A 24,996-nucleotide genomic window follows, 5' to 3' on the forward strand; every position below is an offset into this window, starting at 1 on the left:
GGTCGGGGCGTGGCGTTGCGGGGTCCGTGACGCGGGCGAGGGCGGTCAGCAGGGCGGCGGTGTCCGGGGCGAACTCCGTGAGGCCGAGGGCGGCCATCTGACGCACCCCCTCCAGGCCGTGGCCGGGCAGGGGCCGGTAGGCGACCACCGGGAGGCCTGCGGCGAGGGCCTGCACGGCGGTCTGGCCGGCGGCGTTGTCCAGCAGGGCGTGGGCGGCGCAGAGCAGGCCGGGCATGTCGTCCACCCAGTCCAATGCCAGCACCCCGGACACCCGGCGGACCCGGTCGCGCAGCCGCCGGTTGCGGCCGCACAGCACCACCGGCAGATAGCCGGCGCCGGCGAGCAGCCCGGCGGTGCCGGCCGGCCGGGACGCCGCTCCCCAGGCGCCCGCGGACAGCAGGACCGCCGGCCGGCCGGGTGCGTGCCGGGCGAACCGCTCCCGCCAGCGGGCCGCTCCGGGGGCCGGCGCCGCAAAGTCCGGCGCCACCACCGGTCCCGTCGTCACGGCCGGGATGCGCAGGCTCCGGCGGACCTCGCGCGCGGCCGCGTCCGTCAGGCACAGATACCGGTCGTTGCCCGGATGCAGCCACTGCCGGTGCACGGCGAAGTCGAGCAGGAAGACGGCGCTCGGCACCCGCAGCCGCCCCCGGGACCTGAGATCGCCGGTCAGCTGTGCGGCCAGGTGGAAGACGGACACCACCACGTCGGCGCCGAGCCGGTCCGCGAGGCCGAGCAGCCGGTCCCCGGCGAGCCGGGCCAGCGGCACGCCGCTGGGGCGCCGGCCGGGGCCGCCGCGCAGGAACGCGCCGTAGATGCCGGCGTACACCCAGGGCAGGTGCCGGACCGACGCCTGGTAACCGCGGCGCAGTCCCGTGCCCAGGCCGTACGGCAGCAACGAGAGGACGTCGACGACGAACGGCTCGTGGCCGTACGCCGCGGCGCGCCGCGCCAGTTCGGCGGCGACCGTGTCGTGGCCGGCCCCCATGCTCGCGCTCACGATCAGGGTCCGGCGCCGGCCACCCGGCCGGACCGGCGGCCCGTGGGGCACCTCGGCAGGAGTACGCACGGGGACCTATTCTCCGGTGCGCTCGCGGCCAAACGGCCCAGCAGCGGCCTGTGTCGCGGCCCGGGCTGCGCAGCGGCCCAGGGCCGACCCATGTGGCCGTCTCCTCGGTGGCGCGCCGCCAGGTCCGTGCCAGAGTGAACCCGAGGCGCGCCTTCACCTCGGGGACGGCACGGGGCGCTGCCGGGACCGGCGGCGGGCGTCAGGCGGCGAGCACGGGAGGAGCCGTGATGCGGTGGCGGCGCGGCCTGCACCGCGCAAGGGAGTGGCTGCGCATTCAGGCCCTGTTCGCGCACGGCCGCGAACTGGAGCTGATGCACCGGGCGATGGGCTTCGCCACCCTCGCGCTGGTGACGCTCGCCCCGCTGCTCATCGTGGTCGCCGCCGCCGATCCGCTGGTGCGGGGCGGCTTCGCCTCGTGGCTCAGCGACGGCATGGGACTGTCCGGCCGGTCCGCGCGCGTGGTCACCGACGTCATCAGCCCCCCGCGCAACGTCATCGGCACCACCAGCGTCTGGGGCGGCGTCCTGCTCGCAGTGTTCGGCGTGTCCTTCGGGGGCAGTGTGCAGAACGCCTACGAGCGGATCTGGGGCCTGGCGTCCGGCCCCTGGCACCGGGTCTGGCGGCAGGCGACCTGGCTGGTCGTGCTGACCGGGTACCTCTACCAGGAGGTGGCGACCAAGTCGGCGCTGCACGGCAGCCAGCGGATCGCCCTGTCCACGGCGAGCGGCGTGCTGTTCTTCTGGTGGGGGCAGCGCTTCCTGCTCGGCGGCCAGATCCGCTGGCGCCTGCTGCTGCCGGGCGCGGTCGCCACGGTGATCGGCCTGATCGGCCTCAGAGGCTTCTCCTACCTCGTCTTCACCCCCCTGATCGTCGACAACGCCCTGAGCTACGGCGCGGTCGGCACCGTTCTGGTGGTGGAGTCCTGGCTCATCGGCGTGGGGTTCGTCATCTACGGGGGCGCCATGTTCGGCCGCTGGTTCTGCGAGCACCACTGGATGCCGATCCACCACGACGCGCCGGACGACGAGCCGGGAACCCGCTAGGCCAGCTGCCTGCGCACCAGTTCGTGCAGCCGCCCCGAGGTGTCCGCGAGCAGCTCCGCCGGGGCGCCCTGCTGGACCACCTTGCCGTCCTCCATCACGATCACCCGGTCCGCGTCCAGCACCGTCGACAGCCGGTGGGCGATGACGATCCGGGTCGCGTTCAGCTTGCGGGTGCTGTCGATGACGACGCGCTGGGTGTCGTTGTCCAGGGCGCTGGTCGCCTCGTCGAAGAACAGGATGCGCGGTCGGCGGATCAGCGCCTGGGCGATCATCAGGCGCTGCCGCTGCCCGCCGGAGACCGCCCCGCTGCCGGAGACGATCGTGTGCAGGCCCATCGGCATCCGCTTGATGTCCTCCGCGAGCCCCGCCAGCTCGGCCGCCGCCATCGCCTCCTCCGGCGTGTACGGCTCGGTGCCGCAGATGACGTCCAGGATGGAGCCGGTGAACGGCTGGGCGTCCTGGAGGACGACCCCGCACTGGCGGCGCACCGCCGACTGGTCCAACGCCGCGAGGTCCTGGCCGTCGTACAGGACGCTGCCCGAGACCGGCCGGTCGAAGCCGATCAGCAGGCGCAGCAGGGTGGACTTGCCGCAGCCGCTGGGGCCGACGATCGCCACGAACTCGCCCGGCCGTACCGCGAACGACACGTCGTCGAGGACGAGCGGGCCGTCGTCGGCGTACCGGAAGGAGAGCCGCCGGGCCTCCAGCGCGCCGGAGAGCGGGCCCGGACGGGTGCTCGCCGTGCGCACCTCCGGTGTCGCGTCGAGCACCGGCCGGATCTCCTCGAACAGCGGCAGCGCCGCCACCGCCGACACGAACGCGCCGGTCAGCTGGGTGACCGAGGTGAGCACCATCGTCACCGCGGTGTTGAAGGTGAGGAAGTCGGCCGCCGACAGCGTGCCCCGCGCCGGGCCCGCCAGCAGCATGAACATCAGCAGCGTGCACACCGGCAGGTACACCGCGCCCAGCACCGTGGTGAGGTTCTTGATCCGGCCGACCTTCTGCTGGAGCTCCCGGCTGCGGGCGAACTCCCGGGCCCAGGCCGCGTACGCGTAGTTCTCGGCCGCGGCCACCCGCAGCTTGGGCAGGCCGCGCAGCGTCTGGAAGGCCTGGTTGTTCAGCTTGTTGCCGAGCACCACCAGGCGCCGCTGCCAGCGCACCTGCCACAGCCCGAGCCCCAGGAACACGGCCGCGATGACGACGAGCATGCCGATCGCCGCGAGTGCCATCGGCACGCTGTACCACAACAGCAGGCCGAGGTTCATCGCCCCGACCGTCACCGACTGGGCGACCACCGGGCCGACGCCGGCCAGCAGCCGGCGCATCGCGCTGATGCCCATGGCCGCGCTGGCGAGTTCGCCCGTCGAGCGCTGGGTGAAGAAACGCGTGGGCAGCCGCAGCAGCCGGTCCCAGACGGCCGGTTGCAGCGCCGCCTCGATGCGGCCCTCCAGGCGGAGGATGGACAGGTTCTCCAGCAGCGTGAACGCCGCCGCCACCACCCCGCTCACCATGACGGCGAGGCACACCTGGACGATCAGGCCCTGCTGGGCCCTGGGCACGTACTCGCCCAGCACCTTGCCCGTGGCGACCGGCACCAGCGCGCCGATCGCCACCGTGACCAGCCCCGCGAGGAGCAGGTTCAGCAGGTCGCCCCGGGTGCCGTGCAGGCTGAACCGGAGCAGCCCGAGCGGGCCGACCCGCTTGTCGGGCAGGGGCCGGTAGAACATCACCGCGCGCGGCTCGAACTCCTCCGCGTTCGCCCGTTCGATCGGGGTCTCCCGTCTGGTGGCCGGGTGTACGGCGACATAGCCGCCGCGCCGCCACAGCAGCGCGACCGGCGCCCCGGACAGTGCCCGGTGCCCGACCAGCGGGCCCACGTTCTCCCGCCACCAGCGCCCGTCCAGCCGGACCGCCCGGGTGCGCACACGGGAGGCCAGCGCCACCCGCTCGACCGGGTCGAGCCGCTCGCTCTCGGCACCGCTGTGCGCGGGCCCGGCCAGCTCGATCCCGGCCGCCTCGGCGACCAGCTTGCAGGCCGCGTACGTGGCGTCGGCGTCGGCGGCCGTCGTGGGCCGCGCCGAGCGCTTGCCGATGGAGGCCAGCAGGGTCTGGTCGGCCTGGGCGCGGACCGCCTCACCGGCCTTGATCCCGGCCGCCGTGCGGGACTCGTGGGTGCGCTCCAGCTGCTCGATCCAGCGGTCCAGCGCGGTCAGCAACCGGTACTGCTGGTCCACCATGCTCTGCCACAGCGCCGGGTCCATCAGCAGGTCGGCCGCGGCCTGCGCACCGTACAGGGAGCCGTACTGCACGCTGCCGGGCGGCACCTGCATCCAGAAGACGTCGTCGTCGCTGGGCGCCTGGGCCCGGTCCTCGGCCATCGGCGCCTGGAAGAGGACCGACAGCCCCCGGCCCACGCCCAGCGCGACGGCGTACTCCAGCGGGCTCGACGCCGGCGGCACGTACTGCGGGTTGCCGTACTCGTCGTACGACCAGGTCTGGGTGCCGGCCGGCTGGTACAGCTCGCGCAGGGCGACGCGGTGCACCACACAGTCCCGCACCGGGCGGGCCACCAGGGTGTGCTGCGGGCCGGCGACCGGGCCGAGCAGCAGCGCGCCCGCCTCCAGCCGGCCCAGGTGGTGCCAGTGGCCCTGCTGGGCGGCGTCCACCGCGAACAGGTCCAGGGCGCCGGCCGCGACCAGCCACAGCACCTGCGGGCCCTCGAGGTCCAGGCGGTTCAGCCCGGCGCAGTCCACCCGCGCGCCCAGCGAGCCGAGCGCGCCGAGGACCAGGTCGCCTTCGTGCACGGACGTCATCTCACCGCTCCCTGACCAGCGCCGCGTACGCGCCGCCGCGCGCCACCAGCTCCTCGTGCCGCCCGCGCTCCACGACCGTGCCGTGCTGCAGTACGACGATCTCGTCGCTGTCGCGGACCGTGCTCAGGCGGTGCGCGATCACCACGCAGGCGCAGCCGCGCCGGCGCAGGTTGTCCATCACGACCTGCTCCGTCTCCGCGTCCAGCGCGCTGGTCACCTCGTCCAGCACGAGGATGCTGGGCCGGCGCACCAGCGCCCGGGCGATCTCCAGGCGCTGGCGCTGGCCGCCGGAGAAGTTGCGGCCGTCCTGCTCGACCCTGCTGTGGATGCCGCCGGGCCGGCGCATCACCACGTCGTACAGGGCCGCGTCCTTCAGCGCCTCCACCACCGACTCGTCCGGGATCGACGGGTCCCACAGGGCCACGTTGTCGCGGACCGAGCCCTCGAACAGGAACACCTCCTGGTCGACGAAGGAGACGGAGGCGGCGAGCGCCCCGCGCGGGATGTCCTCCAGGCGGCGGCCGTCGATCCGGATCACCCCGTCCCAGGGCGCGTACAGCCCCGAGATCAGCCGGGAGACGGTCGACTTGCCGCTGCCCGAGCCACCGACCAGCGCCACCTGCTGCCCGGGGCCCACCGTCAGGTCGAAGCCGCTCAGCAGCGGCTGGTCCAGCGGGCTGTAGCCGAAGGTGACGTTCTCCAGCTCGACGTGCCCGTGCAGCCGGCGCGTGGAGTCACCGCCGCCGGGGCGGGCGTAGAGCGGGTCGGCCTGGAAGTTCTCCACGTCCTTCAGGCGGGCCACGTCGGCCGCGAAGTCCTGGATGCGGCCCGCCACGCCGTTGAGCCGGGTCAGCGGCGCGGTGAAGCGGGTGACCAGCGCCTGGAAGGCGACCAGCAGGCCCACCGAGATGTGCCCCTCGATCGCGCGCAGGCCGCCGATCCACAGGATCAGCGCGCTGTTGAAGGTGGCCAGCGTCGGCGCGACCACGCCGAGCCAGGCGCTCGGCACGCCGAGCCGCTGCTGCTCCTCCAGCGTGGCGGCGTGCTGTCCGGCCCACTTGCGGAAGTAGCCGTCCTCGCCGCCGGTCGCCTTCATCGTCTCGATCAACTGCAGCCCGGTGTAGGCCGTGTTGGTCAGCCGCGCGGTGTCCGCCCGCAGTTTCGCCGTCCGGGTCGCGCGCAGCCGTACGACCAGGCGCATCGCGACCACGTTGAGCAGGGCCACGCCGATGCCGAGGAACGTCAGTTGCGGGTCGTAGGTGTAGAGCAGCACCGCGTACAGCACCACCACGACCGCGTCCACGCCGGCCGCCGCGAGGTCGCGGGCCAGGGTCTCCGCGACCTGGTCGTTGGACTGCAGGCGCTGTACCAGGTCGGCGGGGGAGCGCTGGGCGAAGAACGTCACCGGCAGCCGCAGCAGATGGCGCAGGAAGCGGGCGCTGGAGAGGGTGGAGGAGATGATCCGGCCGTGCAGCAGGTTGGACTGTTGCAGCCAGGTCAGCACCAGGGTGAGCAGCACGCAGGTGGCCATGGCGGCGAACAGCACGCCCAGCAGCGAGGTCTGCCCGCCGATGAGGAAGGTGTCGATGTAGGTGCGGCTGAGCGCCGGGAGGGCGGCGCCGACCGCGACGAGCAGCAGGCTGGCCAGCACCGCGGCGGGCAGGGTGCCGGCGGTGCCGCGCAGCCGGGCGGGCATCGCGCCGAGCACGCCGGGCCTGCGGCCGCCCTTGGTGAAGCCCTCGCCCGGCTCCATCACCAGCACGACACCGGTGAAGCTGCCGTCGAACTCCTCCATGGGCACAAAACGGCGGCCCTTGGCCGGGTCGTTGATGTGGACGCCGCGCCGGCCGAAGCGCCGGCCCATGCCGTCGTAGACGACGTAGTGGTTGAACTCCCAGAAGAGGACGGCCGGGGCCCGCACCTCGGCGAGCGCGACCAGGTCCATCTGCATGCCCTTGGCGGTCAGGCCGTAACCCCGTGCGGCCTTCAGCAAGTTGCTGGCGCGCGAGCCGTCCCGGGAGACGCCGCACGCGATGCGCAGCTCCTCCAGCGGAACGTGCCGGCCGTAGTGGCCGAGGACCATCGCGAGGGAGGCGGCCCCGCACTCGACGGCCTCCATCTGGAGCACGGTCGGGGTGCGGACCGTGCCGGTCCGGGACTTGGGGGCCGGGCGCCTGGCGGGGGCGGCCCGCCGGCGGCCACGGGTTTCCTGGGTGGTCGTCACGGGAGCAGCCAATCGACGGGTCGCTGGTCGGCCAGCCGGACCGAGGCGGAGGCGAGGGTCATCGAGTCGAGCCGGAACGGCGGGCCGCCGGCGGTGGACCACCGGTATCCGCTCGTCGTCGCCGCCGACCTGTCCAGCGACACGAGGACGGCCACGGGGCGGTCCTTGCGGGTGAACTGCTCACCGAGCTGGCTGTCGCCGAGGTACGCGGCGATCGACTGGGCGGACTGCGCGGTGCGGTCCACCGACTTCACATGGCCGCGCAGCACGCCGTACGTCTGCGCCGGCACCGAGGACACGGTGAGGTCGACGGAGGCGTGCGCGGGGATGGCGGCGGCGTTCTCGGCGGGGACGTACACGGTCGCGTAGAGCGGGTCGGAGGCGTGGGCGACCTTCTCCACCGCGGCGAGGTTCGTCCCCGTCCGGATGATCTGCCCGATGGCGGCGGCGAGCGTGGTGACGCGGCCCGCGGCGACCGTGCGGACCACCGCATCGCCCTGGCCGGTGCGCACCTTGACGACCGGTGCGCCGGCGGGCAGCCGCTCGCCCTGCCGGGCGAGGACGGCCGTCACCTGACCGGACACGGGGCTCTGCAGCAGGTAACTGCCCTGCGCGTGGGTGAGGACGGCCGGCGCGCTCACCGTGGAGGCGACCGAGCCGGTCACTGCCCAGACGGCGGCGGCGGCCATGACGACGAGGGTGACGCCCAGCGCGAGCCAGCCCTGCGGGCGGGCGAGACGCACCGGAAGGTCCAGCTCCTCCGGCGACTGGAGCTTGGCGAGGGCCTGTTGGCGGAACTGCACGGAACTTCCCTCACCTGTGGGAGAGACGCTGGTGTTTCAGGGCATCCGAGAGCCCCGGAGCCGAGGGACGGCTCCGGGACTGGACGGTGCAACGAGGCGCGGTCAGAGACCGGCGACCAGGTTGGTGACCGGGGCGACGTTCAGGCCGGTGACACCCTCGACCGTGCCGACGGCCGTGTCCACCGCGCCGGACACCGGGGCAACGCCGTTCACGGCGCCGGTGACGGTGTTCAGGGTGTTCAGGGAGAGGCCGCCGGAGACGCTGTCCAGCTCGGCGTCCGAGATCTCGACGGTCTCGACCTGGGGGGTGGAGTTCATGATGGAACTTCCCTTCATATGGATATTCACAAGGGGGGAGCGGCCCCCTCTGGGGTCAGACGGACGGCCGCGGCCGCGGGCGCCGGGCACCGTCTCCGGGGCCCGTCGGACCCCCGCGGTGCGATGGATCAAAGCACGCACCAGGGGCGTGCTTCCAATCAACCAGTGCTCTCACCAGGGCACTTGGCGCGCGTGCCGCCTCATCCGTGCAGGCGTGCGCACGCCGTGTCGGCGACTCCTTCACATGCCGCACGGCATCGTCGCGCGCGGGGTCTTGCCTGCCGGACCGCGAATCCGGCACTCCGCGCCAATGGCGTGCCGGGGGGCGCGCGGATGTGCAGATCCGCTGAGGTCGGTGCCTTGGTTGAGCATTCAATGTGCAGATTCGCTGAAGCAGGGATTCCGGCCCGGGTCCCGGAGCTGACCGTTACCGATCGGTAGCCGAGCGTGTCAGCCGAGGACGGCGTAGACCGTGCTCGCCCGCGCCGCGAGTGCGCCGGAGTCCGCGTCGCTCAGCGTGACGTCGGCGAAGGCCATCCGGCGGCCCAGCTTCGTCAGCACCGCTTCGATCAGGACATCGCAGCCCGTCACGGCCCGCTGGAACGAGGTCGACTGCTGGACCGTCGTCATCGGCACGAAACCGCCGCGCGCGGCTGACACGGCGATCACCGTCGCGGTGTCGGCGGCCGCCATCAGCGCCTGCCCCGACAGGCCCCCGCCCTCCCGGGCCAACCGGTCCGACCAGGGCAGACGCAGCACCGCCCGGTCCTCGCCCACCGCCTCGACGGTCAGCCCCAGTTCGAGCACCCAGGGGGCGAAGTGCGCGGCGAGGATCTTGTCGGCTTCGGCGGTGGTCATCGTCATACGGGGGATTGTTCCCGGCCGCCGTCCGCGGCACGCGGCGCCTGGCCGATTCGCCCCGGTGCCACGGCGGTTGGGAACCGGAATTGAACACACCGTGCGGCCGGTGCGTACGTACGGCCATCCAGGCGCCCCCCGAACCGAACTGCCCATGAGCGGCAGGCCCCCGTCTCCAGGAGGTCGAGAAGTTTGAGTCACAAGCGAATGCCCAAGCGCAAGGCCGCGATAGCGGTGGGCGGTGTCGCGGCGCTCGGAGCGGCGGCCCTCCTGCTGCCCAACGCCAACGCCTCGCAGGGCAAGGACCAGGCGCAGGGCGCTGCCGGCTCGGCGCGGACGCTGAAGGCCAAGGACGCCTCGGACCTCGCCGCCCAGCTGCAGAAGGCCCTCGGCGACGCCATCGCCGGCTCCTACTACGACAGCGCCAAGCAGCAGCTGGTCGTCAACGTGGTCAGCGGCGACAACAACGTGATCGTGCAGGCGAAGAAGGCCGGCGCGGTCGTCCGCAAAGTCGACAACAGCACCGCCGAACTCAAGGCGGCCGCGCAGACGCTGAAGACCAGGGCGACCATCCCGGGCACGTCGTGGGCCATCGACCCGCGCACCGACAAGGTGGTGGTCACCGCCGACTCCACCGTCACCGGCGCCAAGTGGGACAGACTGCAGTCGACCGTGCAGACCCTCGGCTCCGGCATGGCGACCCTGCGGAAGTCCGCCGGCACCTTCAAGACCTTCGTCTCCGGCGGCGACGCCATCTTCGCCCAGGTGCAGGGCGGCGGCGTCCGCTGCTCCCTCGGCTTCAACGTCACCGCGTCCGACGGCAGCCCCGCCTTCCTGACGGCCGGTCACTGCGGGGTCGCCGCCAAGGACTGGTCCGACTCCCAGAACGGGCAGCCCATCGCCACCGTCGACCAGGCCAAGTTCCCCGGCAACGACTTCTCGCTCGTCAAGTACAACGACCCGAACACCCAGGCGCCCAGCGAGGTCAACGTCGGCAACGGCCAGACCGTGCAGATCACCCAGGCCGCCGACGCCACGGTCGGCGAGACCGTGTTCCGGATGGGCTCCACCACCGGTCTGCACAACGGTCAGGTGACCGGCCTCGACGCCACGGTCAACTTCCAGAGCGAGACCAACCCGGGTGGTGTCGACACCGTCAACGGCCTCATCCAGACCAACGTCTGCGCCGAGGCGGGCGACAGCGGCGGCTCCCTGTTCACCCAGGACGGCAGCGCCGTCGGCCTGACCTCCGGCGGCAGCGGCGACTGCACCAACGGCGGCGAGACGTTCTTCCAGCCCGTCACCGCGGCCCTTCAGGCCACCGGCGCCACCCTCGGCAACGGCGGCGCCGGCGGCAGTGGCGGCAATGGGGGCAACGGCGGCAACGGCGCCGGCGACCAGTCGGGCTCCGCCGCCCCGTCGGCCTCGGCGGGCGACCAGTCCGGTGCCGGCGCCGGTGCCGGTGACCAGTCGGGTGCCGGTGCTGGTGACCAGTCCGGTGCTGGTGACCAGTCCGGTGCGGGCGCCGCCCCGTCGGCCTCGGCCGGCGACCAGTCCGGCAACGGCTCGGCCGACGACGGTTCGTCGCTGACGTCCTCGCGCTGAGCCGGGCCCCGAACCCCTGCCCGCCTCACCGCGGTTCCGGCGGGCAGGGACGGTCCGGCCCTCCGGCGGGAGGGCCGGACCACGGCACGGTGTCAGCCGTCGTCCCGTGCCCGCAGCAGCAGCAGCGCCACGTCGTCCCCCCGTTCCCCGACCGCCGCGCCGTGCCGCACGATCGCGTCCGCGAGGCTCTCCAGCGGCCGGTCACCGACCTCCGCGAGCAGCTCGCCGAGGGCGACCAGCGAGTCCTCGATGTCGACACCGGGGCACTCCACCAGGCCGTCGGTGTACAGCACGAGGACCGAGCCGGGCGCCAGCGCCACCTCGGTCGTCGGATACACCGCCGAGGCGTCGATGCCGAGCAGCGGGCCGCCGGCCAGGTCCAGCACCCGCACCCGTCCGTCCGGCCGTCTCAGCAGCGGCGGGGGATGCCCCGCCCGCGCCATCACGGCCTGCCCGGCGGCCGGGTCCAGCCGCAGGTACAGGCAGCTGGCGAACAGGTCCGCACCGAGGTCGATCAGCAGCCGGTTGGTGCTGTTCATGACCTCGTGCGGGGCCTGCCCGACCGTGGTGTACGCCCGGACCCCGGTGCGGATCTGCCCCATCAGCCCGGCCGCCGTCACGTTGTGCCCCTGGACGTCCCCGATCACCGCCGCGGCCAGCGGCCGGGCCGGCACGAGGTCGTAGAAGTCGCCGCCGATGTCCATGCCGCGGGTGGCCGGCAGATAGCGGGCGGCCGCCTCGATGCCCGGCAGCCGTGCCAGCGAGTGCGGCAGCAGCACCTGCTGCAGCCCGTGCGCCAGCCGGTGCTTGGCGTCGTAGAGCAGGGCGCGCCCGAGGGCCTGCGCGATCAGGCTGCCGAGGGAGGTCAGCACGGCACGCTCGTCGGCGGGGAACCCATGCGGTTCGGCGTAGGCCAGCACACAGGTGCCCACCGGCCGCCCGGACGCGATCAGCGGCAGGTACGCCCAGGCCGCGAAGCCGCTCCGGGTCTCCTGCCGGTCCGGGTACAGCCGCTCCAGCTGCTCCCGCGAGTCGAAGAAGGCGGGCACCCCGGTGTTCAGCACCTGCGTGCCGGGAGTCCGTTCGGACAGCGGGAGCCCGTCGAACCGCTCCACCATGTGCGGGTCCGCGTACCCGTGGTGCCCGAGCACGTGCAGCCGACCGCCCTGCGACCCGAGGATCACCATCGCCCGGCAGCCGACCGCCGGGACCACCTCGTCCCAGACCAGCTGCACCACGTCCTGCACCCCCACCGCCTCGGTCAACGCCCCCGCGAGGCTGAGCACCTGGGAGATCGTCACCAGTCGGGGCTGCTCCGGGTCGGCCTGCGCGGCGCCGCGCGCCAGCGCGGTCACCGCCCGCGCCCGGCTGATGCGCACGCTCACCCCCGTCATGCTCGGGTACATTCGGAACGACAGCCACTGGCCCGGCGGCCGCAGCGCCACGAACGACGTCACCTCCTGGCTGATCAGCGCTCCCCGGTACCGGTCCTCGTACATCGGGTCGTTCAGCCAGGGCACCGACACCCAGGGCGGCGTACCGAGCAGCTCCCCGGCATGCCGGCCGAGCAGCTCGGCCGCCGCCGTGTTGACGAACCCGATGCGCCCGTGCAGGTCCAGCGACATCAGCCCGTACGGCAGCCGGGACACCATCCGCACCGCCTCGACCGAGCCCCTCGTCTGCGCCACGCCCGTCAGGGGCAGCTCGAGCAGGTCGGGCTCGCGGCCCGGCGGCAGGCTCTGCTCGGCGGCCCGCGCCAGCCGCCGCGTCAGCCGGCGGCAGCCCGCCCACAGCTGATCGCGCTCCCAGCCGGCGAGTTCCGGCGGGTGGGCCCCGGGCCAGGTGACGAACACCGCGCCGTACACCTCGTCCTCCGTCGCCAACGGTATCGCCGCGAGCGCGAACTGGTACGGCAGCACCACCGCGATCCGCGGATAGCGGCGCGCCATCTCCTCCTCGCCGCCCACCCACACCAGGCCGCGCCGGCGCACCGCGTCGGCGACCGGGATCGGCGCGCTCAGCCCGACCCGCTCCCACGGCGCCGCGAACGCCCGCGGCAGACCGGCCATGACCGTCATCTCCAGGACCGGCTCGTCGCGGCTGAGCAGGTAGACCGCGCCGCAGTGCGCGCCCACCTCCTCGATCATCGTGGCCAGCGCGAACGACAGCACCGGCTCCCCGAGCGGCACCTCGCCGGCCGCCGGGGCCCGCGTGTGCGCCGGCCCGTCGGACACGCCGACCACCTCCTCGCACGGCCGCGTGTCGATCCGGGACAAGACTCCCTCGCGGCGGCGCCCGGCGCACGGCGAGCACGCCGTTCGCCGCCACCACGCGACGGTCGTCCGGCCCCGGGCAGGGGCCCTGGGGCCCATGAGGGCCGTGGCGAGTCAGCTCGGACACCCCCTCGGCCCCCGCCCGTGCCCGGCCACCGCGCCCGCCCCGTCGGCGGCCGGGCCCCGCGTGCGGCCGGCGGTGTGTCGCGCAGCCGCCCGCAGGCGAACGCGTACCCGCCGTACCGCCTGCCCTCCTTCCTCGCCGGATGACGGCAACGGCACTCACCGGAGCCGGGAGGTCGCGGACGGTCACGCCCGTCACCGGATCACCGTACGGAACGCGGGCGTCAAGTTGTGTTCGGCGACTTTCGACCCGGTCGGCGCCCAGGCGGCACACGGAGCGTTCACAGGGGCTGCGCAGGCGGCCCACACGCGCTGTAATGGCGAACGTGGTGAGTGAGGGCGCCGCTGCGGTCGGCCGAACCAGGACGGAGCGGGCCGAAACAGCCCTGGAGGCCCTCACCGACCTGCCCGGCACTCCCGACCGGCTGCGCCGGGTCCTCGAGCAGGCGCTCGTGTTCGCCGGGGCCGCCTTCGCCGGGGTGTACGCCCCCGGTGACGATCCCTCACTGCTGTGCCTGGCCGAATCGGCCGGCCTGCCGCGCACGCTGTACGGGCTCCGCGACGCCTATCCGATCGCCGGCCGGTCCCCGGTCGCCGAGGCGCACCGCACCGGGCGGCCCCAGTGGCTCGGCCCGCAGGAGCTGGCGGGCTTCTCCGAGGCCCGGCGCACCCCGTCCTCGGCCTTCTCCCTGGCCGTGCTGCCGCTGGACCCTGCGGGCGGCTGCCTGCTGGCCGTCGGAGAGCACCCCGGCGGCTTCGGCACCGACGACCGCTCGTGCCTGCAGCTGATCGCCCGCGCGATCGCCGTGCCGGCGCCCGCCGCGCCGGCCGGCGACGCCGGGGAGCTGCCGCCGGACGCGTTCAGCCTGGCCATGGACACCGGCCGGGTGGAGGTGGGCGACGCGATCCTGCGGCTGTTCGGCATCGCCCGGGAGGAGTTCGACGGCCGGGTGGAGACGCTGCTCGGGCTGACCGTGCCCGAGGACCTGCCGGCGCTGATGTCCGTGGTCGAGGCCGACCACATGTCCATCGGCGAACGCGAACTGGAGTTCCGGGTGCTCCAGCCCTCCGGTCCGCCCAAGTGGCTCCGGCTGCGCGGCCGGCTGCTGCCCGGCGGCGAGGGCCGCGCGGCCCGGCTCGTCGGCACCGTGGCCGACGCCTCCACCCTGCGCTCCGACGTCACCGACGTGGCCCGCGTGCAGCGCCTGGCCGCCGCGCTCGCCACCGCCGGCACCGTCAAGGACGTCGGCCAGGCCGTCGTGGCCGCCCTGCGCGGGCCGCTCAAGGCGGACCGGATCGCGCTGGCCGAACTGGAGAACGACCGGCTCGTGGTCACCGTCCTCGACCCGCCCGAACCCGAGGCCTGGCCCGAGGTGTGGCGCTCCGAGTGGCGCTCCGAGTGGCCCGACGCGCCGGTCCGGGCCATGCCGACGCTCGCCGCCGCCCTGCGCGAGGGCCGCTCCCGCATCTGGCCGGCCGGCACCCCGCTGGAACCCACGCTCGCCGGGGTCGGCCCCGGGGGCCTGGCGGTGCTGCCGCTGCCCGCGGGCGGCCGCATGGCCGGTGCCTGCCTCATCGGCTGGGACCGCCCGCACGACTTCGCGCCCGACGAGCGCGCCCTGCTCACGGCCTGCGCCGCACTGACCGGCCAGGCCCTGCTGCGCGCCCACGCCTTCGACGCCGAGCACGAACTCGTCGGCATGCTCCAGCGCACCCTGCTGCCGCGCCGCCTGCCCCGGCTGCCCGGCGCGGTCGCCGTCGCCCGCTACCTGCCCACCACGGCCGGTCTGGAGGTCGGCGGCGACTGGTACGACGTCATCCCGCTGGCCGACAACCACGTGGCCCTGGTCATCGGCGACGTCCAGGGCCACAACGCGGGGGCCGCCACCCTGATGGGCCAGATGCGCACCGCGCTGCGCGCCTACGCCGTCGAGGGGCACGACCCCGACGTCGTCGTCGCCCACGCCAACCGGCTGCTGCTGGACATGGAGACCGACCTCTTCGCCACCTGCGCCTACGTCGACGTCGACATGGAGCAGGGCGTCGCCTGGTGCGTGCGCGCCGGACATCTGCAGCCCGTGGTGCGCCACCCGGACGGCACCACCGAGATCGTGGAGGCCGAGGGCGGCCCGCCGCTCGGCGTGCTCGGCCAGGCCGAGTTCCCGATGACCCAGCTGAGGTTCCGGCCCGGCACGGTGCTGGCGCTGACCACCGACGGACTGGTGGAGTCGCCCGGCTGCGACATCGACGCCGGCATGGACCGGCTCGTCCGCGAGCTGGCCGCCGCCGACCCCGCCCATCTCGACCTGGCCGCCGACGCCCTGCTCACCGGTGCCCACCGCGGCGACGACGTCGCCCTGCTGCTGATGCGCTACGACGGCATGGCCGTACGGCCGCTGCGCGAGAGCTGGACGGTGTGGCGGCTGCCCGACGCGGTCCGGCACGCCCGGCGCTTCACCCGGCGCACGCTGCGCGCCTGGGGCGTGTCGCAGGACACCATGGAGGCGGCTCTGCTGGTGGTCTCCGAACTCGTCACGAACGCCCTCGTGCACACCGCCGGGCAGGTACGCCTCGACCTCAGCCTCGTCAACCACCGGCTGCGGCTGGCCGTCACCGACTCCTCCCCGCGCAGCCCCGTCCAGCCCCCCGCCATCGGCTGGGAGGCCACCGGCGGCCGGGGCATCCTCCTGGTCCAGGCCGTCTCGGCGGCCTGGGGTACGCTCCCGGTCAGCGGCGGCAAACAGGTCTGGGCGGACATCGTTCCGGACGACTGACCGGGGTGCCCGCGGCGGGCGGCGCCCACTCGGGTGTCTACCGGCTGGTTGGACAGGCGCATCCCCAAAGCCGTGCCTAGGGTCGATTGGTGTGGCACACACCTTCGAAGAACTGGTGCAGAAGCAGCGCGCGGCCGACGCGGCCCACGCCACGGTCGAGGACCTGCGGGAGACCTACGGCCCGCCGGCCGAACGGCGGATGACCGGCGCCCAGTCGGGCACCTACGAGACCGCCCTGCGCGCCTGGCGCGACCTGGCCCGGGACGTGCAGACCGCGCTGAGCGAGTACGCCAGACAGACCGGCAGGTCCCGCGCCGAGGTGGAGGCGGAGGTCGAACGGGCGGCCGCCGCCCCGGAGGACCGGTGAGCCGGGGCGGCCGCCGCGCCGAGCGCCTCGCCGGCGCCCTCGACGCCCGGCTGCCGCTCACCGAGGGCGGCTCGCTGCTGCGCAAGGCGTTCCCCGAGCACTGGTCCTTCCTGCTCGGCGAACTCGCGCTGTACAGCCTGCTGGTGCTGATCGTGACCGGCGTGTGGCTGACCTTCTTCTTCCAGCCGGAGATGCGCGAGGTCGTCTACGCGGGCTCCTTCGTGCCGCTGCGCGGGGTGCGCATGTCGGCCGCCTTCGACTCCACCCTGCGCATCAGCTTCGATGTGCGCGGCGGACTGCTGATGCGGCAGACCCACCACTGGGCCGCGCTGGTCTTCGTCGCCGCGATCGGCCTGCACATGCTGCGGATCTTCTTCACCGGCGCCTTCCGCCGCCCCCGCGAGCTCAACTGGGTGATCGGCCTGACCCTGTTCGCGGTCTCCCTCGCCGAGGGCTTCGCCGGCTACTCGCTCCCCGACGACCTGCTCTCCGGCACCGGGCTGCGCATCGCCGAGGGCATCATGCTGTCGCTGCCGGTGGTGGGCACCTATGTGGTCCTCTTCGCCTTCGGCGGCCAGTACCCGGCCCACGACATCGTCACACGGCTGTACCCGCTGCACATCCTGCTGCTGCCCGGCGCGATCATCGGCCTGGTCACCGTGCACCTGATCCTGGTGTTCCACCTCAAGCACACCCAGTGGCGCGGCCCGGGCCACAGCAACCGCAACGCCGTCGGCAAGCCGCTCTTCCCGCAGTTCGCGGCCTCCTCCGCCGGCCTGTCCCTGGCCGTCTTCGGCCTCCTCGTGCTGCTCGCCGGCGTCGTGCAGGTCAACCCGGTCTGGAACTACGGCCCCTACCGCCCCGACCAGGTCTCCACCGCCTCCCAGCCCGACTGGTACGTCGGCTTCCTTGAGGGCTCGCTGCGGCTCGTGCCGCCCTGGGAGACGAACGTCGCCGGGCACACCCTCATGTGGAACGTGCTGCTCCCGGCCGTCGTCCTGCCCGCCCTGCTGTTCGGCGTGCTCTACGCCTACCCGTTCGCGGAGCAGCGCCTGACCGGGGAGTGGCACCGCGAGCAGCACCTGTGCGACCGCCCGCGCGAGCGTCCCGTGCGCACCGGCATCGGCGTGGCGGGCACGGTGTTCTACGGCGTGCTGCTGCTGGCCGGCGGCAACGACGTCATCGCCCAGACCTTCCGCGTCTCCGTCAACGCCATCACCTGGGTGCTGCGCGTCGCGTTCGTCGTGGCGCCCGTCCTCGCCTTCCTGGTGACCCGGTGGCTGTGCCGGGCGCTGACCGCGGCCGAGCGGGAGCGGCTCGCCGACGGCGTGCCCACGGGGGAGATCCGGCAGACCGTCACCGGCGGCTACGACACGGATTACGAGCCCGTCGAGTCCTTCCGGCCCGGCGCCCCGCGCAGGCCGCTCACCGGTGCGCGTACTGGAACACCAACCCGAACACCCCGCGGGCCAGAATCCCCAGACCGATGAGGAACAGCCACAGCCCGAAGACCACGCCGGACGCCGCCACCGCGAAACCGAGCGCGGTGACGACCGGCCACGGGCTCTCGTCCGGGAAGAACGCCACCGGCCCGGCCCCGTCCGCCACTTCGGCCTCCGTGCGGTCCTGCGCGCGCGAGCCCCGGCGCCGGTACTGGATCAGGCAGAAGAACGACACCAGCGCCGCCATCCCGAACGCCACGACCAGTGCCGCCGTCCCCGTCGGATCCCGCGACCAGACGCCGTAGACCGCGGCGGACGCGCCGAAGAACAGCGCCACCCCGCCGAACAGCAGCGCCTCCGCCTTCATCGCACACGCTCCTCGCCGGGCTGCTGCTGGGCCTCCGGATGGTGCAGGTCGAACGCGGGCGACTCCGAGCGCACCCGGGGCAGCGCGACGAAGTTGTGCCGGGGCGGCGGGCACGCCGTCGCCCACTCCAGGCCGCGCCCGAAGCCCCAGGGATCGTCCACGGTGACCCGCTCGCCCCTGACGGCGGTGCGCCAGACGTTGTACAGGAAGGGCAGGGTGGAGACGCCCAGCAGCAGGGCGCCCGCCGAGGACAGGGTGTTGAGCAGGGTGAAGCCGTCCGTGGGCAGATAGTCCGCGTACCGCCGGGGCATCCCGGCCTCCCCGAGCCAGTGCTGCACCAGGAAGGTCAGCTGGAAGCCGGGGAACAGCAGCCAGAAGTGCAGCTTGCCCAGTCCCTCGTCCAGCATCTTCCCGGTGAACTTGGGCCACCAGAAGTAGAACCCGGCGAACATCGCGAAGACCACGGTGCCGAAGAGCACGTAGTGCAGGTGCGCCACGATGAAGTAGGTGTCGGTGAGATGGAAGTCGAGCGGCGGTGAGGCGATCAGCACCCCGCTGAGGCCGCCCAGCAGGAACGACACCAGGAAGCCCAGCGACCACAGCATCGGCGTCTCGAAGGAGACCGAGCCGTGGACCATGGTCCCGATCCACGCGAAGAACTTGATGCCCGTGGGCACCGCGATCAGGAACGACGCCGCGGAGAAGAACGGCAGCAGCACCGCCCCGGTGGCGAACATGTGGTGCGCCCACACCACCGCCGACAGCATCGTGATCGAGATCGTCGCCCCGATCATCGGCAGATAGCCGAACAGCGGTTTGCGGGAGAAGACCGGCAGGATCTCCGAGACGATCCCGAAGAACGGCAGCGCCACGATGTACACCTCCGGATGCCCGAAGAACCAGAACAGGTGCTGCCACAGCAGCGCTCCGCCGTTCGCCGCGTCGAACACGTGCGCACCGAACTTGCGGTCCGCCTCCAGTGCCAGCAGCGCAGCCGCGAGCACCGGGAACGCGGGCAGGATCAGGATCGAGGTGAACAGCACGTTCCAGGTGAAGATCGGCATCCGGAACATGGTCATGCCCGGGGCGCGCAGCGTCACGATGGTGGTGATGAAGTTGACCGCGGTCAGGGTCGTGGACACACCGCTCACCACCAGGCCCATGACCCACAGGTCGCCGCCCGCGCCGGGGGAGAAGTAGGCGCTGTTCAGCGGCGCGTACGCGAACCAGCCGAACGCGGCCGCGCCGCCCGGCACCAGGAAGCCGGACACCACCATCAGCCCGCCGAACAGGTACAGCCAGTACGACAGGGCGTTCAGCCGCGGCAGGGCGAGGTCCGGCGCGCCGATCTGCAGCGGCATCACCGCGTTGGCGAACCCGGCGAACATCGGCGTGGCGAACAGCAGCATCATGATCGTGCCGTGGATCGTGAAGAACGTGTTGTAGCCCTGCTGGCTCAGGAACTGCAGCCCCGGCCGGGCGAGTTCCGCGCGCATGCCGAGCGCCAGCAGCCCGGCCAGCAGGAAGAAGCAGAACGCCGTGACCATGTACAGCCGGCCGATCACCTTGTGGTCGGTGGTGGACACCCAGCGCAGCAGCGTGCGGCCGGGCCGCGGGGCGGTGGCCGTGTAGCGTAGGACGATCTCGTGGGTTTCCGGCGTTTCGGGTAGCTCGGTCATCCCTGGCGACGCTACCGGCGGTGACCGGGCGGCTCCCCGCGCCACGCCCTGCACGTCCACCGGGGCAACCGGCCCGCGTTGCGCCGATCGGCTGAGCCGCCCGCGGCGAGGCATCCGCCCGGGCGCCCCGGGTACCCGGCCTCCATGAACACTGCCATGCACGCAGCGGCCTCGGGCCCACAGGTGTTCGGGTACGTCCTCGTACTCGTCGCGGGCGTGGCCTGCGTCGCCGGGCTCATCTGGGCCTTCCGGCTGGGTCACGAGGTGCGCCGGCACGAGTCGCCGCCGCCCCGCCCCGAGGAGCAGCCCACCCTGCCCGCCTCGGGCCCGGTGCACGAGACGAGCGAGGTGCGCGAGCCCCACGAGGTGCCCCGGGCCGCCGACGAGAGCGAACGGCTCACCCCGCACCAGCTCGGCAACGCCGGCACCCGGCGCGCGGGGGACCAGCGCCGTCCGCGGTGGTCCCCCGGATCCAGCGGCTCCTTCGGCGGGGGTGGCGGCGGCCGCACCTGACGGGCCGTCCTCCGGTCCGTGCGGTGTACCGGCTCCCCGTCCCGGGGACCCGGCCCGGCACACACCGTCCCGCGCGGGCCCGCCGCAGTGCCCGCCGGGTGAGCCGGAAGGAAGATGAAGCGTCGTGACCGCGCACACGAGTGAGAAGCCCGCACTTCCCTGCGCCGAGACCGGTTGGTCCAAGGCCCGCCGCCGGCGGGGCAAGGGCGTGCGGACCTGCCTGCCGGCCGTCGTGGAGCGCGCTGCCGCGCCGCAGCGGGACAGGGCGGCGGAGGACAACATCGTCCGGGGCGAGGACTGAGCGGCGGCCGGGCGCGCGGTGACAACCCGGGGCAGGCCACCATGGACACGGCAGCCATACCGACGTAGCGATCCAGTCATACGAACGAAGGTCAAATCCAGGCGATCGCCGTTAGGGTGGGGCCGATGAAGGCTCTGGTGCTCTCCGGCGGCACCGGCAGCCGGCTGCGTCCGATCACCTACACGTCGGCGAAACAGCTGGTGCCGGTGGCCAACAAGCCCGTGCTGTTCTACGGCCTGGAATCGCTGGCCGAGGCGGGGATCACCGAGGTCGGGATGATCGTCGGGGACACCGCCGCCGAGATCGAGGAAGCCGTCGGCGACGGCTCGAAGTTCGGCCTGGACGTCACCTACATCCCCCAGGAGCGCCCCCTCGGCCTCGCCCACGCGGTCCTGATCGCCCGGGACTTCCTCGGCGACGACGACTTCGTGATGTACCTCGGCGACAACTTCATCGTCGGTGGCATCCGCTCCCTGGTCGAGGAGTTCCGCGTCACCCGCCCCGACGCCCAGATCCTGCTCACCCGCGTCCCCGACCCGCGCGCCTTCGGCGTCGCCGAACTCGACGCGGACGGCCGGGTGGTGGGCCTGGAAGAGAAGCCCGAGCACCCCAAGAGCGACCTCGCGCTGGTCGGCGTCTACCTCTTCACCCCGGCCGTCCACGAGGCCGTACGCGCCATCCGGCCGTCCTGGCGGGGCGAGCTGGAGATCACCCACGCCCTGCAGCACCTCATCGACCACCGCGCCGAGGTGCGTTCCACCGTGATCCGGGGCTACTGGAAGGACACCGGGAACATCGGCGACATGCTGGAGGTCAACCGGACCGTCCTGGAGAGCGTCGCGCGGCGCATCGACGGCGAGGTGGACGACGCCTCGGAGACCGTCGGCCGGGTGGTGGTCGAGGAGGGCGCGCGGATCGTGAACTCGCGGATCGTCGGGCCGGCCGTCATCGGTGCCGGAACGGTCGTCGCCGACTCCTACATCGGCCCCTTCACCTCTGTCGCGGAGAACTGCCGGATCACCGACAGCGAACTGGAGTTCTCCATCGTGCTGCGGGACTCCTCCATCGACGGGGTGGGCCGGATCGAGTCCTCGCTCATCGGCCGGCACGTCGAGGTGACCCCGGCCGCCGGCACACCCAGTGCCCACCGACTCGTCCTCGGAGACCACAGCAAGGTGCAGATCCGTTCATGAACCTCCTCGTCACCGGCGCCGCCGGGTTCATCGGCTCCCACTACGTCCGCACGCTCCTCGCCGACGACTCGCCCGGCGCGCCCCGCATCACCGTGCTGGACAAGCTCACCTACGCCGGCACGCTCACCAACCTGCCGTCCTGCCATCCCCGCCTCGACTTCGTGCACGGCGACATCTGCGACGCCGACCTGGTCGACAAGCTGATGGCCGACGCCGACCAGGTGGTGCACTTCGCCGCCGAGTCGCACGTCGACCGGTCGATCGAGGGCGCCGCCGCGTTCGTGCGCACCAACGTCCTCGGCACCCAGACGCTGCTGGACGCGGCCCTGCGGCACGGCGTCGGGCCGTTCGTGCACGTCTCCACCGACGAGGTCTACGGGTCCATCGAGACCGGCTCCTGGCCCGAGACGCACCCGCTGGCCCCCAACTCCCCGTACTCCGCGTCCAAGGCCTCCTCCGACCTGCTCGCCCTCGCCCACCACCGCACCCACGGCCTGGACGTGCGGGTGACCCGCTGCTCCAACAACTACGGCCCGCACCAGTTCCCCGAGAAGGTCGTCCCGCTCTTCGTCACCAACCTCCTCGACGGCCTGACGGTCCCGCTGTACGGCGACGGGCGCAACGTCCGCGACTGGCTGCACGTGGACGACCACTGCCACGGCATCGAGCTCGTGCGCACCAGGGGCCGCGCCGGCGAGGTCTACAACATCGGCGGCGGCACCGAGCTGAGCAACAGGGAACTGACCGGGCTGCTGCTCGACGCGTGCGGCGCGGACTGGGACCGGGTCGAGTACGTCGCCGACCGCAAGGGCCACGACCTGCGCTACTCGGTCGACTGGAGCAAGGCCCGCGACGAGCTCGGCTACCGCCCGCGCCGCGACTTCGCCGCGGGGCTCGCCGAGACCGTCGCCTGGTACCGCGACCACCGCGACTGGTGGGAGCCGCTGAAGCAGCGGGGCACGCGATGAGGTGGCTGGTCACCGGCGCGGGCGGGATGCTCGGCCAGGACACCGTGCGGGAGCTGTGCCGCCGGGGCGAGGACGTCACCGGGCTGGACCGGGCCGCCCTCGACGTCAGCGAACCGGACGCCGTCCGGCGGGCGTTGGCCGAGCACCGGCCGGACGTCGTCGTCAACTGCGCGGCCTACACGGCCGTGGACGACGCCGAGAGCGACGAGGAGCGCGCCCTGCGCGTCAACGGCGACGGCCCGCGGCTGCTCGCCCGCGCCTGCGCCGGGCAGGGCGCCCGCCTGATCCACGTCTCCACCGACTACGTCTTCTCCGGCGAGCGCCGCACCACCCCCTACCCCGAGGACCACCGGCCCGACCCGCGCACCGCCTACGGCCGCACCAAGCTCGCCGGGGAGCGGGCCGCGCTCGCCGAACTCCCCGACGCCTGCGTGGTGTTGCGCACCGGCTGGCTGTACGGCGCCCACGGCCAAAACTTCGTGCGCACCATGCTGGACCTCAAGGAGCGCCGCCCCACTGTCGACGTCGTGGACGACCAGCGCGGGCAGCCCACCTGGAGCGCCGACGTGGCCGCCCGCATCGCGGACCTGGGCGTCGGCTCCGCGCATGGCATCCTGCACGCCACCAGCTCCGGCGAGGCCACCTGGTACGAACTGGCGCGCGAGGTGTTCCGGCTGACCGGCGCCGACCCGGACCGGGTGCGCCCCACCGACAGCCGGGCCTTCGTCCGGCCCGCACCCCGCCCCGCCTACAGCGTCCTCGGCCACGACCGGTGGCGGTCGGCCGGCCTGGCACCGCTGCGGGACTGGCGGTCCGCCCTGCACGAAGCACTGCCCCACATCCGCGAGGAGACGTCTTAAGTGAAACGGCACGAGTTCCTGCGGGAGCTCCACAAGGTCACCGCGAACCGCAACTACCTGGAGATAGGCGTCAACGACGGCCGCAGTCTGACGCTGTCCCGGGTGCCCAGCATCGCCGTCGACCCCGCCTTCAAGGTGGTCACGGAGATCCGGTGCGATGTGCACCTGGTGAAGGCGACGAGCGACGACTTCTTCGCCCGCGAGAACCCGCTCGCCCACCTCCGGGGCGGCCGGCACCCGCTGCGCAACCTGGCCCGCAACCGCAGCCCGTTCGGCTACTGGCGGCGCACCACGCTGGACCTGTCGTTCATCGACGGCATGCACCTGTTCGAGTACGCGCTGCGCGACTTCATGAACATCGAGAAGCACGCGGACTGGGCCAGCGTGATCGTCTTCGACGACATGCTGCCGCGCAACGTGGACGAGGCCGCCCGCGACCGGCACACCAACGCCTGGACCGGGGACGTCTACAAGCTGATCGAGATCCTCGGCCGGCACCGCCCCGACCTGGTGGCGGTCCTGGTCGACACCGCGCCCACCGGTCAGCTGCTGGTCTTCGGCGCCGACCCGTCCAGCACCGTGCTGCAGGACCGGTACGACGAGATCATCGCGGAGTTCGAGGTCCCGGACCCGCAGAAGGTCCCGGAGTCCGTGCTGGAGCGCACGACCGCGGTCAAGCCCGAGGAGTTCCTCGCGGCCGCCTTCTGGAAGCCGCTGGTCGCCGCCCGCAACCGGGGGACCGGGCGGTCCCGCGGCTGGGAGCCGCTGCGCCGCGCGCTGGCCCCGTACGCCGTCAGCCGCTGACGCCGCCCGAGCGCAGCCGCTCGTAGTGGGCGGAGCAGTCCGCGTACGTGGGCAGCAGCCCGGACCGCTCCGCCTCCGCGAGCGTGGGCGCCTCGGCGTCCTTCGCCGACAGCACCGGCTCGATGCCCTCCGGCCAGGTGATGCCCAGCTGCGCGTCGAGGGGGTGCACGCCGTGCTCGCGCTGCGGCGCGTATCCGGTCGAGCACAGGTACACCACCGTGGCCTCGTCGGTCAGCGCCATGAACGCGTGCCCGAGGCCCTCGGCAAGGAACACCGCGCGGTGGGCGTCGTCGTCGAGCCGTACGGCCTCCCACTGCCCGTAGGTGGGGGAGCCGACGCGGATGTCCACCACCACGTCCAGGACGGCGCCGCGCACGCAGGTGACGTACTTGGCCTGGCCGGGCGGCACGTCCGCGAAGTGGATGCCGCGCAGCACCCCCCGGCGGGACACCGAGCAGTTGGCCTGCGCGAGGCCCAGGTCGTAGCCGGTCGCCTCGCGGAACTCCGCGCCCCGGTACCACTCGTGGAAGCTGCCCCTGTCGTCGGGGAACGCCTGGGGCTCCAGCACCCAGGCGTCCGCCATCCCCAGTCGCCGCACGCCG

The 24,996-nt window shown here is 73.2% G+C and carries 21 protein-coding genes; 11 read left to right on the forward strand and 10 right to left on the reverse strand.

Going from position 1 to position 24,996, the window contains the following annotated elements; genetic code table 11:
* Positions 1–985, reverse strand: a 985-nt coding sequence (locus ACLU3S_RS18205; protein WP_413952967.1) for an MGDG synthase family glycosyltransferase, incomplete at its 3' end; no start/stop codon positions are given.
* Positions 986–1,293: 308 nt separating this feature from the next.
* Here ACLU3S_RS18205 and ACLU3S_RS18210 point away from each other — a divergent pair.
* Positions 1,294–2,109, forward strand: a complete 816-nt coding sequence (locus ACLU3S_RS18210; protein WP_413952938.1) for a ribonuclease BN — start codon at positions 1,294–1,296, stop codon at positions 2,107–2,109.
* On the opposite strand, the gene ACLU3S_RS18215 is transcribed toward ACLU3S_RS18210, so the two are convergent.
* The 5 genes from ACLU3S_RS18215 to ACLU3S_RS18235 form a co-directional block, all read right to left on the reverse strand.
* Positions 2,106–4,922, reverse strand: coding sequence for an NHLP bacteriocin export ABC transporter permease/ATPase subunit (locus ACLU3S_RS18215; RefSeq protein ID WP_413952939.1), 2,817 nt, complete (start codon positions 4,920–4,922; stop codon positions 2,106–2,108). The two genes, ACLU3S_RS18210 and ACLU3S_RS18215, sit on opposite strands and share 4 nt — an antisense overlap.
* A 1-nt stretch (position 4,923) precedes the next feature.
* Complete coding sequence (locus tag ACLU3S_RS18220) at positions 4,924–7,146, reverse strand: NHLP family bacteriocin export ABC transporter peptidase/permease/ATPase subunit (protein WP_413952940.1); 2,223 nt, start codon at positions 7,144–7,146, stop codon at positions 4,924–4,926.
* On the reverse strand, positions 7,143–7,949 hold the full coding sequence (locus ACLU3S_RS18225; RefSeq protein ID WP_413952941.1) for an HlyD family efflux transporter periplasmic adaptor subunit: 807 nt from the start codon (positions 7,947–7,949) through the stop codon (positions 7,143–7,145). Before ACLU3S_RS18225 ends, ACLU3S_RS18220 begins: the two co-directional genes overlap by 4 nt.
* A gap of 102 nt (positions 7,950–8,051) precedes the next feature.
* Positions 8,052–8,267 carry a type A2 lantipeptide gene (locus ACLU3S_RS18230; protein ID WP_413952942.1) on the reverse strand — a complete coding sequence of 72 codons (216 nt, stop codon included), beginning with the start codon at positions 8,265–8,267 and terminating at the stop codon, positions 8,052–8,054.
* Positions 8,268–8,717: 450 nt separating this feature from the next.
* A complete protein-coding gene (locus ACLU3S_RS18235) occupies positions 8,718–9,131 on the reverse strand; it encodes a PaaI family thioesterase (RefSeq protein WP_413952943.1) in 414 nt (137 codons plus the stop codon).
* A 201-nt stretch (positions 9,132–9,332) separates the two neighbouring features.
* Between ACLU3S_RS18235 and ACLU3S_RS18240 the strand changes: the two genes are divergently transcribed.
* A complete protein-coding gene (locus tag ACLU3S_RS18240) occupies positions 9,333–10,730 on the forward strand; it encodes a S1 family peptidase (RefSeq protein WP_413952968.1) in 1,398 nt (465 codons plus the stop codon).
* Between the two features lie 92 nt (positions 10,731–10,822).
* Here ACLU3S_RS18240 and ACLU3S_RS18245 read toward each other — a convergent pair whose 3' ends face one another.
* Positions 10,823–12,973, reverse strand: coding sequence for a SpoIIE family protein phosphatase (locus ACLU3S_RS18245; RefSeq protein WP_413952969.1), 2,151 nt, complete (start codon positions 12,971–12,973; stop codon positions 10,823–10,825).
* 470 nt (positions 12,974–13,443) lie between these two features.
* Between ACLU3S_RS18245 and ACLU3S_RS18250 the strand changes: the two genes are divergently transcribed.
* The 3 genes from ACLU3S_RS18250 to ACLU3S_RS18260 all read left to right on the forward strand — a co-directional run bounded on the left by ACLU3S_RS18250 (position 13,444) and on the right by ACLU3S_RS18260 (position 17,757).
* The gene (locus ACLU3S_RS18250) at positions 13,444–15,900 is read left to right on the forward strand and encodes a SpoIIE family protein phosphatase (protein WP_413952944.1); all 2,457 of its coding nucleotides are present in this window, start codon (positions 13,444–13,446) and stop codon (positions 15,898–15,900) included.
* Positions 15,901–15,991: 91 nt separating this feature from the next.
* Positions 15,992–16,267, forward strand: a complete 276-nt coding sequence (locus ACLU3S_RS18255) for a hypothetical protein (RefSeq protein ID WP_413952945.1) — start codon at positions 15,992–15,994, stop codon at positions 16,265–16,267.
* Positions 16,264–17,757 (forward strand): cytochrome b, encoded by a 1,494-nt coding sequence (locus ACLU3S_RS18260; protein WP_413952946.1) that lies wholly within the window; start codon positions 16,264–16,266, stop codon positions 17,755–17,757. The genes ACLU3S_RS18255 and ACLU3S_RS18260 overlap by 4 nt, the downstream gene beginning before the upstream one ends.
* On the opposite strand, the gene ACLU3S_RS18265 is transcribed toward ACLU3S_RS18260, so the two are convergent.
* A complete protein-coding gene (locus tag ACLU3S_RS18265; RefSeq protein ID WP_413952947.1) occupies positions 17,693–18,076 on the reverse strand; it encodes a cytochrome c oxidase subunit 4 in 384 nt (127 codons plus the stop codon). The two genes, ACLU3S_RS18260 and ACLU3S_RS18265, sit on opposite strands and share 65 nt — an antisense overlap.
* Positions 18,073–19,755, reverse strand: coding sequence for a cytochrome c oxidase subunit I (ctaD, locus tag ACLU3S_RS18270; RefSeq protein ID WP_413952948.1), 1,683 nt, complete (start codon positions 19,753–19,755; stop codon positions 18,073–18,075). Before ctaD ends, ACLU3S_RS18265 begins: the two co-directional genes overlap by 4 nt.
* Positions 19,756–19,899: 144 nt before the next feature.
* Between ctaD and ACLU3S_RS18275 the strand changes: the two genes are divergently transcribed.
* From ACLU3S_RS18275 to ACLU3S_RS18300, 6 genes are all read left to right on the forward strand, one after another.
* A complete protein-coding gene (locus tag ACLU3S_RS18275) occupies positions 19,900–20,268 on the forward strand; it encodes a DUF6479 family protein (protein ID WP_413952949.1) in 369 nt (122 codons plus the stop codon).
* A 124-nt stretch (positions 20,269–20,392) separates the two neighbouring features.
* Positions 20,393–20,569, forward strand: a complete 177-nt coding sequence (locus ACLU3S_RS18280) for a hypothetical protein (RefSeq protein ID WP_413952950.1) — start codon at positions 20,393–20,395, stop codon at positions 20,567–20,569.
* 125 nt (positions 20,570–20,694) lie between these two features.
* Positions 20,695–21,762 (forward strand): glucose-1-phosphate thymidylyltransferase, encoded by a 1,068-nt coding sequence (locus ACLU3S_RS18285; protein ID WP_413952951.1) that lies wholly within the window; start codon positions 20,695–20,697, stop codon positions 21,760–21,762.
* A complete protein-coding gene (rfbB, locus tag ACLU3S_RS18290) occupies positions 21,759–22,730 on the forward strand; it encodes a dTDP-glucose 4,6-dehydratase (RefSeq protein WP_413952952.1) in 972 nt (323 codons plus the stop codon). The genes ACLU3S_RS18285 and rfbB overlap by 4 nt, the downstream gene beginning before the upstream one ends.
* Complete coding sequence (gene rfbD / locus ACLU3S_RS18295; RefSeq protein ID WP_413952953.1) at positions 22,727–23,590, forward strand: dTDP-4-dehydrorhamnose reductase; 864 nt, start codon at positions 22,727–22,729, stop codon at positions 23,588–23,590. Before rfbB ends, rfbD begins: the two co-directional genes overlap by 4 nt.
* Entirely contained in the window at positions 23,591–24,394 is an 804-nt protein-coding gene (locus ACLU3S_RS18300; RefSeq protein WP_413952954.1) for a class I SAM-dependent methyltransferase, read from the forward strand. It abuts the gene before it with no gap.
* On the opposite strand, the gene rfbC is transcribed toward ACLU3S_RS18300, so the two are convergent.
* Positions 24,384–24,992: a dTDP-4-dehydrorhamnose 3,5-epimerase gene (gene rfbC, locus ACLU3S_RS18305; RefSeq protein WP_413952955.1), complete on the reverse strand. Its 609-nt coding sequence runs from the start codon at positions 24,990–24,992 to the stop codon at positions 24,384–24,386. The genes ACLU3S_RS18300 and rfbC overlap by 11 nt on opposite strands.
* Between the last annotated feature and the right edge of the window lie 4 nt (positions 24,993–24,996).

It is taken from the genome of Streptomyces sp. AF1A, from assembly GCF_047340315.1.
Classification (GTDB): Bacteria; Actinomycetota; Actinomycetes; order Streptomycetales; family Streptomycetaceae; genus Streptomyces.

What these genes read in the sequence shown, in the direction of transcription:
- ACLU3S_RS18210 (WP_413952938.1), top strand. Translation starts at nt 1,294, where the DNA reads ATGCGGTGGCGGCGCGGCCTGCACCGCGCAAGGGAGTGGCTGCGCATT.
- ACLU3S_RS18215 (WP_413952939.1), bottom strand. Translation starts at nt 4,922, where the DNA reads ATGACGTCCGTGCACGAAGGCGACCTGGTCCTCGGCGCGCTCGGCTCG.
- ACLU3S_RS18230 (WP_413952942.1), bottom strand. Translation starts at nt 8,267, where the DNA reads ATGAACTCCACCCCCCAGGTCGAGACCGTCGAGATCTCGGACGCCGAG.
- ACLU3S_RS18235 (WP_413952943.1), bottom strand. Translation starts at nt 9,131, where the DNA reads ATGACGATGACCACCGCCGAAGCCGACAAGATCCTCGCCGCGCACTTC.
- ACLU3S_RS18240 (WP_413952968.1), top strand. Translation starts at nt 9,333, where the DNA reads ATGCCCAAGCGCAAGGCCGCGATAGCGGTGGGCGGTGTCGCGGCGCTC.
- ACLU3S_RS18250 (WP_413952944.1), top strand. Translation starts at nt 13,444, where the DNA reads ATGGCGAACGTGGTGAGTGAGGGCGCCGCTGCGGTCGGCCGAACCAGG.
- ACLU3S_RS18265 (WP_413952947.1), bottom strand. Translation starts at nt 18,076, where the DNA reads ATGAAGGCGGAGGCGCTGCTGTTCGGCGGGGTGGCGCTGTTCTTCGGC.
- ctaD (WP_413952948.1), bottom strand. Translation starts at nt 19,755, where the DNA reads ATGACCGAGCTACCCGAAACGCCGGAAACCCACGAGATCGTCCTACGC.
- ACLU3S_RS18275 (WP_413952949.1), top strand. Translation starts at nt 19,900, where the DNA reads ATGAACACTGCCATGCACGCAGCGGCCTCGGGCCCACAGGTGTTCGGG.
- ACLU3S_RS18285 (WP_413952951.1), top strand. Translation starts at nt 20,695, where the DNA reads ATGAAGGCTCTGGTGCTCTCCGGCGGCACCGGCAGCCGGCTGCGTCCG.
- rfbB (WP_413952952.1), top strand. Translation starts at nt 21,759, where the DNA reads ATGAACCTCCTCGTCACCGGCGCCGCCGGGTTCATCGGCTCCCACTAC.
- rfbD (WP_413952953.1), top strand. Translation starts at nt 22,727, where the DNA reads ATGAGGTGGCTGGTCACCGGCGCGGGCGGGATGCTCGGCCAGGACACC.